Origin of the sequence: Segeticoccus rhizosphaerae (assembly GCF_009192725.1) — a bacterium.
GTDB classification, from domain to species: Bacteria; Actinomycetota; Actinomycetes; order Actinomycetales; family Dermatophilaceae; genus Segeticoccus; species Segeticoccus rhizosphaerae.
On sequence record NZ_VOHR01000156.1, the window covers coordinates 1 to 8,790 of the forward strand.

Sequence of the window (8,790 nt, forward strand, 5' to 3'; positions counted from 1 at the left end):
CGGGCCGACGTCGAGGCGTTCACGCGCGCCCTGGCGGTCGAGGGCACGGTCGCCGCGACCCTGCAGGCCGCCAACGGCGAGGTCGGCACCCGGCAACCGCTGGACCTCGTCCACGCCGCGAGTCGGGCCCAGGGCGTGCCCCTGGTCGTGGAAGCCATGGCCTGCCTCGGGCGCGACGACGTCCCGACCGCGCACGACGTGCTCGTCGGCGACGCCCGCTCGTTCGGTGGGCCGCCCGGCGTGGGCCTGCTGGTCGTGCCGGCACGCACCCGTTGGCGCCGGCCGGGGCCGCCCAGCGGCATCGAGCAGTCCCGCACCGACGTGGAGCCAGTCGTGCCGCTGGTGCTCGCCGCCGCCGAGGCGTGGCAGCAGACCGCGGCCGTCCGGGCCGACGACGCCCGTCTGGCGCGCGAGCTGGTGGCGCAGATCCGGGATCGCGTGGGGCAGATCCCCGACGTCGAGGTGGTGGGCGACGGGGTCGACCGGCTCCCCCACGTCGTGACGTTCTCCTGCCTCTATGTGGACGGCGAGGCGCTGGTCACCGAGCTGGACCGCCGCGGCCTCGCCGTCGCCTCCGGCTCGGCCTGCAGGTCCAGCTCGCTCGAGCCGAGCCACGTCCTGGCCGCCATGGGGGTGCTCACCCACGGGAACGTGCGGGTCACGCTGCCGCTGCTGGCGGTGTGCCCCGACCGTGCCGCCTCGGTGGAGCGGTTCCTGCACGAGCTGCCGGACGTCGTTGCGACCGTGCGGGCCCGGTTGGGGGCGCACCGGCTGTGACGGAGGTACTGGTCGATGCTCGCGGACTGCGTTGCCCGCTGCCGGTCATCCGGCTCGCCGAGGCGGTCCGCAGCCACGCGACGGCGCCACCGGACGCCGCGGCCGGTCCCGACGGACTCCGGGTCACCCTCCTCGCCGACGACCCGGCCGCCCGCCACGACGTCGCCGCCTGGTGCCGGATGCGAGGTCACGCGGCGCCGCAGTCGCAGGACCGTGGTGACCACACGGCATACCTCGTCGTGGTCCGGCCGCACCCGGCTCAGTCGGCGAAGGCCTGCGGCAGCTGAACCGGCAGGGCAGCCCTCAGGCGGCGCAGGTAGTCGCCGCGAGGCACCTCGACCACTCCGAGGGTCGCGAGGTGGTCGGTGCGCCACTGCACATCGACCAACCTGCGCGGGTCACCGTCCGCCGCCAGCAGGTCGACCAGCCCGCACAGCGCCGCCTTCGACGCGTCGGTGCGCCGGTGGAACATCGACTCTCCCGCGAACAGGCCCCCGATGGCGAGTCCGTAGAGACCCCCGGCCAGCTCGCCGTCCTGCCACACCTCGATCGAGTGGGCCCAGCCGAGCCCGTGCAGGGTGCTGTAGGCGGCCACCACCTCCGGCGTGATCCAGCGGCCGTCACGGTTCGGGTCGGCGCAGCCGGCCACCACGTCGCCGAAGGCCGTGTCGACGGTCACCTCGAAGCGGCGCAGTGACCGCCGCAGCGACCGGCTCACCCGCAGCCCACCGGCCAACAGAACGCCGCGAGGGTCTGGCGACCACCAGCCCACCGGCCCGGCGCCGTGCTCCCCCAGGCCCATGGGGAACAACCCGCGGCGGTAGGCCGCCAGCACCGTGCCGGGCTCGAGGTCCGCGCCCACACCGACCAGGTCCTCGCCGGCCTGGGCCGAAGCCAGACTGAGGTGCCAGAGCGTGGCGGGCGGTTCGATCGGCATACCGGGTGTGGGGCGTCCAGGCAGGCTAGGAGCGCCGGCAGCTCAGGTGGGGCTCGATCAGCGCCGCCGACTCCTTGCCGTAGGACGCCTCGAACCGCTGCAGGAACTCGCTGCGGTAGAGGACGTACTCCTGGGTGCCCACGGTCTCGATGACGTAGGTGGCGAGCATCGAGCCGAGCTCGGCGCACACTCGGGCATCCAGGCCCCAGGCCAGCCCGGTGAGGTAGCCGGCGCGGAAGGCATCCCCCACGCCGGTCGGGTCGGCCCGCTTGACCTCGTCGGCGACGGGCACCCGGATCTCCGGCTCGCCCTTGCGCTGGATGACCGCCCCCTCCTTGCCCAGGGTGGTCACCCTGGTGCCGACCCGCTCCAGGATCTCGCCGCTCGACCACCCGGTCTTCTGCTCGGTGAGGTGGGCCTCGTACTCGTTGGTGAACAGGTAGGTCGCGCCGTCGATGAGCCGCCGGATGAAGGGACCGTCGGCGAAGGCCAGCTGCTGCGAGGGGTCGGCGACGAAGGGTATGCCGCGCACGAGGCACTCCTGGGTGTGTCGCCGCATGCCCTCGGGGTCGTTCGCCCCCACGAGGACCAGGTCGAGCCCGCCGACCCGCCGAGCCACCGGCTCCAGCTCGATCTCACGTGCCTCGCTCATGGCACCCGCGTAGAACGTCGCGATCTGTGCCATGTCCTCGTCGGTGGTGCACACGAACCGGGCGGTGTGCCGGGTGCCGGACACGTGCACCGAGGTGCAGTCGACGCCGTGGCGCTCCAGCCAGGAGCGGTAGTCGACGAAGTCCTCACCGACCGCACCGACCAGGACGGGGCGCAACCCGAGGCCCGCCATTCCGAAGGCGATGTTGGCGGCCACTCCCCCGCGCCGGATCTGCAGCTCGTCGGCGAGGAACGACAGGGAGATCTTGTCGAGCTGCTCGACGACGAGCGAGTCGGCGAAGCGCCCGCGGAACGTCATCAGGTGGTCGGTGGCGATCGATCCGGTCACGGCGATGTTCACGAGCGAAACCTACCTGACGACAGCCGTGCCGATACGTCGCGGCAACGACGGCGGCGACAATGGGGCGCAGCAACCCTGCCGCGGAGGAACCGCGGTCATCGAGTCGACCCAGCGCCCTGCCGCGGAGGAGCCGCGGCGAAGGACGGCAGCGGCTCAGCCGAAGGAGTCGCCGCAGGCGCAGGAGGAGCCCGCGTTGGGATTGTCGATCGTGAAGCCCTGCTTCTCGATGGTGTCGGCGAAGTCGATCGACGCCCCGTCGAGGTAGGGCGCACTCATCCGGTCCACGACGACCTCGACACCGTCGAAGTCGCGCACCAGGTCGCCGTCGAGCGAGCGCTCGTCGAAGTAGAGCTGGTAGATCAGCCCGGAACAGCCGCCCGGCTGCACGCCGATCCGCAGCCGCAGGTCATCGCGGCCCTCCTGTTCGAGCAGGCTCTTGACCTTGCCCGCAGCGACGTCGCTCAACTGCACGCCGTGGGTGGGGGTGTGCGCCTCGGCCTCTTCGGCGGCGGCGTCCGCGGCGCGGACCTGGGTGTCGACCTGGTCACTCATCGTGGTTGGTCCTTCGTGTCGAGGGTCTTGCCTGTCGTGTGTTGCCGGCTGTGGCGTTCAAGCCTCACCCGGTGGCAACACACCGGCTGCGGGCGTTGTTCCCGACTGCCCTCAGCGTACGCCAGCCGCCAACCGATCGCCGCGGCCCGGGTCAGACCGACCAGGTCACGGCCACCCGCCGGGCCAGGGACCGCAGGGTGCCGACCGGGTCGGCCAGCGCGGTGAGCACCTCGTCGGGGCTCCGCGCAACGGCATACGTGCCGCTGATGCCGTGTGCCATCGTCTCGCGCCGGCCGATGCTGCACTGACCGGCGACGACCACGGTGGGCACGGCGTGCTCGAGGGCGAGGGCGGCGACGCCCGCCACGACCTTGCCGCGCAGGCTCTGCCAGTCGAAGGTGCCCTCACCGGTGAGCAGGAGGTGCTGGGTCGACAGCAGGCGGTCGAAGCCGACGGTCTCCAGCACCGTGCCGACGCCGCTGCGGTAGCGGCCGCCGAGCAGCATCAGGCCGAAGCCGAGTCCCCCGTCCGCGCCCGCGCCGGGCTCACGCTCCAGCCGCCTGGCCTCGCCGCTGAGCAGGTCGGTCGAGACCTGCACCACCCGCGACGCGACGTCGGTGAAGTGCCCCAGCGCCGCCTCCAGCTGCTGCGCGACCTCCGGGGTGGCTCCCTTGCCGGCCGCGTAGGACGCGCTGGCACCGTGGAAGCCGAGCAGCGCGATGTCGACGTCGCAGGCCAGCACCAGCTCGATCTCCCCGAACCGCTGCCGCACCTGCTCCAGCCCGGCCAGGTCGTCGTCGGTGAGCGCTGCCAGGGCGACTCCCCCGCGGCCGAGCGCGTAGGCGTCCCCGGCCCCGAGCGCCGCGAGCGCCCCGGCGCCGCCGTCGTTGGTCCCGCTGCCGCCCAGCCCCACCACGATCCGGGTGGCCCCGGCGTCCACGGCGGCCGCAAGCAGCTCGCCGACCCCGTAGGTGCTGGTGACCGCCGGGTCCTGCTCCCCCTCCTCCAGCAGGTGCAGTCCGCACGCCTGGGCCGCCTCGACGTATGCCGTCCGCCGCCCGCCCTCGTCGCGCAGCAGGAACGCTCCGGGCACGGTGCGTCCCAGCGGATCGCTGACAGAGACCGAGACGAGGTCACCGCCGAGTGCGCCGTGCACCACCTCGAGGAAGCCGGGACCACCGTCGGACAGCGGCAGCACGGTCAGCTCGTCGTGGGGGGCGTGGTCGCGCCAGCCGGCGGCGATGGTCTCCGCCGCCTCGGTGGCGGTGAGGGTGCCGGAGAAGGAGTCTGGGGCGATCAGGACGCGCACGGACCCATGTTCTCAGCCGAGTGGGATGCGGTGGCGGCGGCTTCCCCCGTGACTCGACCGGTTGCCGCTCACCGCTCGAGCGGGACGACGAGGCAGGGGCCGCCGGCGAAGAGGCCGCCGTCGATGCCGAGCGCGCGGCCGCCGGCATACGAGTAGGGCTCAGTCACCGCATGCGGTGGGACGCCGGTCAGAACCGTGATCGGGCTGTGCCCGTGCACGATCCGGGTGCCGCCGAGCGCTCCGAGCAGCGCGTCGGCCTCCTGCTCGCCCTCCGGGCCGTTGAAGGCGAAACGGGTGGTCATCCTGGCCCAGCAGGTCCACCGCGCCGTCAGGTCGTCCTCGGTGAGCGAAGCGCGGACGCCGGCGTTGATCTCCTCGAGCCCCGCGCCCCACTCGAGATAGGCGAGCGTGTCGGAGTGCAGCAAAAGGTCGTCGTCGTCGCGCACAACCGCCGGCAGCGCACGCAGCCAGTCCAGGTGCGCGGGCTGCAGCCGGTCCTGGTCCTGCGGCTGGCCGCCGTTGATCAGCCAGCTGTTGGCAAAGCTGGGCCGCTCGGCGACCCCACCGGCCACCGGCGCGTCCCGGAAGTCGCGCATCCCCAACGCGAGCACCTCGTGGTTGCCGAGCAGGGCACCGACGTGCCCTCCCGCCTCCTGCGCCTGCGTCTGCAGCCGCATCACCGCCTCCACGACGCCGACTCCGTCGGGGCCCCGGTCGAAGAAGTCGCCGAGGCACCACAGGCTCGCCTCGCCGCCCGCCCAGTCCCCCTCGCCGTCCACCAGCCCGGCGGTGGCGAGCGCCGCCAGCATCTGGTCGCGGTGCCCGTGCACGTCACTGATCGCGTAGCGCGCGCTGCTGGTCGGCATGGCCCCACTCTGCCACCCCTGCTGGGGGCCTGCGTCAGCTCGCCAGGATCATGGCGCCCCCGACGACGGCCGCGAGCGTGAGCGCACCGAAGAGGGCCACCCACAAGGCAGCCGGTATTCCGGTCAGTCGCGCCAGCTGGTCGGCATCACTCCCGCGCTGCTGCCCGCGGCGGCGGCCGTGGTGCAGCTCGAGCACCGCGCGCGGCCCGGCCAGGAGCAGGAACGCGGTCAGGGCGTGGGCGAACGCCGACTGCACCTGCAGGGACAGCCACCAGGTGACCGCGAAGACCAGGCAGCCGCAGACGAGCACGGACCACAGGCCGTACCAGTTGCGGATCTTCAGCAGCAGCAGGCCGAGCAGCACGACCACTCCCCAGAGCAGCGCGGCGGCGTGACCGGTGTGGAGCACGAGCGCCGCCCCCAAGCCCAGCAGGCTCGGTCCCAGGTAGCCGGCCGCGAGCGTCGCGACCATGCCGGGACCGGTGGGCCGTCCACGCGAGACGGTCAGCCCGGAGGTGTCGGAGTGCAACCGGATCCCGGTCAGCCGGCGCCCCACCGCGGTCGCGACGAGCGCGTGCGCCCCCTCGTGGGCGATGGTGACCAGGTGTCTGGTGCGCTGCCAGGCCGGCGACCAGAGCACGCAGACGGCCGCGAACAGGGCCGCGGCGAGCACCACGCCGGTCGCGGGCCTCGGCGCGCTGCTCGTGACCGATTCCCAGATCCCGCCCACATACCTCCCTCGTCAGTGCGTCCTCGCCCGATGACAGCGCACCGCGCGTGAGCACCCGCGCAACCGCCGACACCGGTGGTGACGCCGCACACCGAGCGCGACCCGGTTCCTGCCCTGAAGGCCGCGCCAGAACCTATCGGCGCGTCACCAGACCGCGCACGTAGGCAGCCTGGCCCACGTGCTCGAGGTCATCGCCCAGCACGCTGACCAGCCGGACACCGAGGGTCACGGGCGGGTCCCAGGCGTCGTCCACGACACGGTCGAGGTCGTCGTCACGAAGCTCCCCGAGGTAGGCCATGGTCTGTGCCGCCACGTCCGCGTAGTAACCCGTCAACAAGTCGGCCGAGTCGGGCCGCACGGCGGCGACCTCCTTCTCGCCGTGCCCGTAGCCGGTGGCCGAGGTGTCGAACGGCAGCTGGAAACGCTCCGCCCAACCGCGGCTGGTCCAGACCTGCTCGGCCCCGGCCACGTCGGCGACGTGGTCGTCCTGGACGCGGGTGAGGTGCCACACGAGCCAGGCGATCGAGTTGGCCCGCGGCTCCGGCGAGGCAGCGAGCTGGTTGCTGTCGAGATCCTCCACCGCGGCCTTGACGAGCGGCTCGATCCGGCCGAAGGCCTCCCTGAGCAGTGCGCTGGTGTCCATGCCTCCGGTATAGCAGGCGGGCGTGGCACTCGCCCTGCGCGCTACCGGGTGTTCTCAGGCCCGGCGGTCGTCACGTGGCCCTTCATCCGATCGCTCGTCGAACCGCTCGCTCGTCCGGTCGCGGCCTTGCTCGTCGAAACGCTCGCCGGTGCGGTCGTTGCCTTGCTCGTCGAATTGCTCGCCGGTCCTGCCGTCCGTTGGCTCGGCGTGCCTCTCGGCCGACCTGTCACCGGTGGACGAGTCGGTGTCGGGGTCGATCTCGTCGGCACGTCGCAGCTGCTCCTGGTGTTCGGTGCGGGCACCCTCTGCCCTGACCTGGTGCATCTTCGCCTCGCCCTCAGCCTGCTCTGCCTGGGCGCGCTTCTCGTCGGCTTCGGCCCGGGTGCGGCGAGCGCGTGCCTCTGCCTCGTCGGCCTCGGCGGCTCGCAGGTCGACCGCAGGCGCTTGCGCCGAAGCCCTGTCGCGCAGCTCCGTCGCCTCCACGCGCCGACCCTCGATCTGCCGCCGTCGGGAGACGGCTACCGCGATCGCGATGAGTATCAGCACGACCACGACGATGATGATGATCCAACCGTAGGTGGGCACGGCGTCTCCTAGTCCTCGTTGGTGCATCCGTTCTGACGTGCTCGTTGGTGCTCTGACAGTACGCCACGCAGGGGCCCTTCAGAGGGATGCGGCGAGGTCTCGCACCGCGAGGATGGTGTCGGCCTCGTCGGCGGACTTGTCGGAGCGGTAGCGCACGACCCGCGCAAACCGCAGCGCGAGGCCACCCGGATAGCGGGTCGAGCGTTGCAACCCGTCGAAGGCGATCTCCACGACCTGCTCGGGTCGCACGGTGACGACGTGTGCGGAGCGGGACTCCTCCAGCTCGAGGAACCGCTCGGTCTGCCATCGGAGGACCTCGTCGGTCATTCCCTTGAAGGTCTTGCCGAGCATGACGAAGCCACCGTCCGGGTCGCGCGCTCCGAGGTGGATGTTGGACAGCCAGCCCTGCCTGCGGCCACTGCCCCACTCGACCGCCAGCACAACGAGGTCGAGCGTGTGCCGGGGCTTGACCTTGACCCACGCCGCGCCGCGCCGGCCGGCCTCGTAGGGCGCGTCCAGGGCCTTGACCACGACTCCCTCCTGTCCGCTGGACACCGCGTCCTCGAAGAAGCCGGACGCGGCGTCCGCCTCGTCGGTCAGCGTGCGTGGCACGACGAAGGCCGAAGGCACCGTGGCGTCGAGCCGCTCGAGTCGATCGCGCAGAGGCAGGTCGATGAGGTCCTCCCCGTCCAGATGCAGGACGTCGAAGAAGAACGGGGTGACCGTGTCGCTCGCCGCGTCGTCGCCGGCCAGGCGTCGCGCCGTGCGGGAGGCGGTCTCCTGGAAGGGCTTCGGCCGACCGGTGGCGTCGAGGGTCATCGCCTCCCCGTCGAGGATGACGTGCCGCGCACCGAGTCTCGCAGTCACCGCCACCACGTCGGACAGCCGCTCGGTGACCTCCTCGAGGCTCCGGGTGAAGATCCGCACCTCGTCACCGCGCTTGTGGACCTGGATGCGGATGCCGTCGAGCTTGGTGTCGACGCAGACCCCGGCGCCGACCCCCTCGCCGCGGTGGCCCTCGTGCGCACCGGCCCCACCCCGGCCGTCGGTGACCTTGTCGAACGCGGACGCCACGTCAGGGGCGCTCGCGGCCAACATGGGCCGCACGGGTTGTCCCACGGTGAGGCTGAAGTCGGCCACCGCGTCCGGGCCACCGGTCAGCGCGGCCAGAGCCACCGGCCCGGTTGCCCCACGCAGCATGACCGCGCGCCGCACGCTGGCCAGTGGCACACCTGCTGCGAGGGCGACGGCCTCGACCATCGCCGCCTCCAGCGCGCCTTGCCGCACGTCCCCGGAGACGAGTCCCCGCAGGAACCGCTGCTCGTCGGCGCTCGCGGCGCCGAACAACGCCGCCACCGCCTCGGTGCGCGCCGCGGCGG

The 8,790-nt window shown here is 72.6% G+C and carries 11 protein-coding genes; 2 read left to right on the top strand and 9 right to left on the bottom strand.

The genetic code is table 11. The annotated features are described in order from the left end of the window. Together FRW57_RS12975 and FRW57_RS12980 are read left to right on the top strand one after the other, a co-directional pair. On the top strand, positions 1-777 hold a 777-nt coding region (locus FRW57_RS12975), incomplete at its 5' end, for an aminotransferase class V-fold PLP-dependent enzyme (RefSeq protein ID WP_152186167.1). After that, on the top strand, positions 774-1,064 hold the full coding sequence (locus FRW57_RS12980) for a sulfurtransferase TusA family protein (protein ID WP_137120246.1): 291 nt from the start codon (positions 774-776) through the stop codon (positions 1,062-1,064). The genes FRW57_RS12975 and FRW57_RS12980, both read left to right, overlap by 4 nt. Here the strand turns inward: FRW57_RS12980 and aat are convergent. The 9 genes from aat to FRW57_RS13025 form a co-directional block, all read right to left on the bottom strand. Then, positions 1,037-1,714 carry a leucyl/phenylalanyl-tRNA--protein transferase gene (aat, locus tag FRW57_RS12985; protein WP_152186168.1) on the bottom strand — a complete coding sequence of 226 codons (678 nt, stop codon included), beginning with the start codon at positions 1,712-1,714 and terminating at the stop codon, positions 1,037-1,039. The genes FRW57_RS12980 and aat overlap by 28 nt on opposite strands. A gap of 25 nt (positions 1,715-1,739) precedes the next feature. Further along, complete coding sequence (locus tag FRW57_RS12990; RefSeq protein WP_152186169.1) at positions 1,740-2,726, bottom strand: carbohydrate kinase family protein; 987 nt, start codon at positions 2,724-2,726, stop codon at positions 1,740-1,742. A gap of 153 nt (positions 2,727-2,879) precedes the next feature. Further along, positions 2,880-3,278 (bottom strand): HesB/IscA family protein, encoded by a 399-nt coding sequence (locus FRW57_RS12995; protein WP_238999420.1) that lies wholly within the window; start codon positions 3,276-3,278, stop codon positions 2,880-2,882. 151 nt (positions 3,279-3,429) lie between these two features. Next, complete coding sequence (locus FRW57_RS13000; protein ID WP_152186170.1) at positions 3,430-4,587, bottom strand: glycerate kinase family protein; 1,158 nt, start codon at positions 4,585-4,587, stop codon at positions 3,430-3,432. 68 nt (positions 4,588-4,655) lie between these two features. Continuing rightward, positions 4,656-5,453, bottom strand: coding sequence for a metallophosphoesterase (locus tag FRW57_RS13005; protein ID WP_152186171.1), 798 nt, complete (start codon positions 5,451-5,453; stop codon positions 4,656-4,658). A 34-nt stretch (positions 5,454-5,487) separates the two neighbouring features. Further along, positions 5,488-6,183: a M50 family metallopeptidase gene (locus FRW57_RS13010; RefSeq protein ID WP_152186172.1), complete on the bottom strand. Its 696-nt coding sequence runs from the start codon at positions 6,181-6,183 to the stop codon at positions 5,488-5,490. Between the two features lie 133 nt (positions 6,184-6,316). Then, on the bottom strand, positions 6,317-6,826 hold the full coding sequence (locus FRW57_RS13015; RefSeq protein WP_137120240.1) for a mycothiol transferase: 510 nt from the start codon (positions 6,824-6,826) through the stop codon (positions 6,317-6,319). A 54-nt stretch (positions 6,827-6,880) separates the two neighbouring features. Further along, positions 6,881-7,411 (bottom strand): hypothetical protein, encoded by a 531-nt coding sequence (locus tag FRW57_RS13020; RefSeq protein WP_137120239.1) that lies wholly within the window; start codon positions 7,409-7,411, stop codon positions 6,881-6,883. Between the two features lie 78 nt (positions 7,412-7,489). Next, positions 7,490-8,790: ATP-dependent DNA ligase (locus FRW57_RS13025; protein ID WP_152186173.1), on the bottom strand; the 1,301-nt coding region annotated here is incomplete at its 5' end.

Coding starts and splice junctions, on each gene's coding strand:
- aat (WP_152186168.1), bottom strand. CDS start 1,714: ATGCCGATCGAACCGCCCGCCACGCTCTGGCACCTCAGTCTGGCTTCG.
- FRW57_RS12995 (WP_238999420.1), bottom strand. CDS start 3,278: ATGAGTGACCAGGTCGACACCCAGGTCCGCGCCGCGGACGCCGCCGCC.
- FRW57_RS13005 (WP_152186171.1), bottom strand. CDS start 5,453: ATGCCGACCAGCAGCGCGCGCTACGCGATCAGTGACGTGCACGGGCAC.
- FRW57_RS13015 (WP_137120240.1), bottom strand. CDS start 6,826: ATGGACACCAGCGCACTGCTCAGGGAGGCCTTCGGCCGGATCGAGCCG.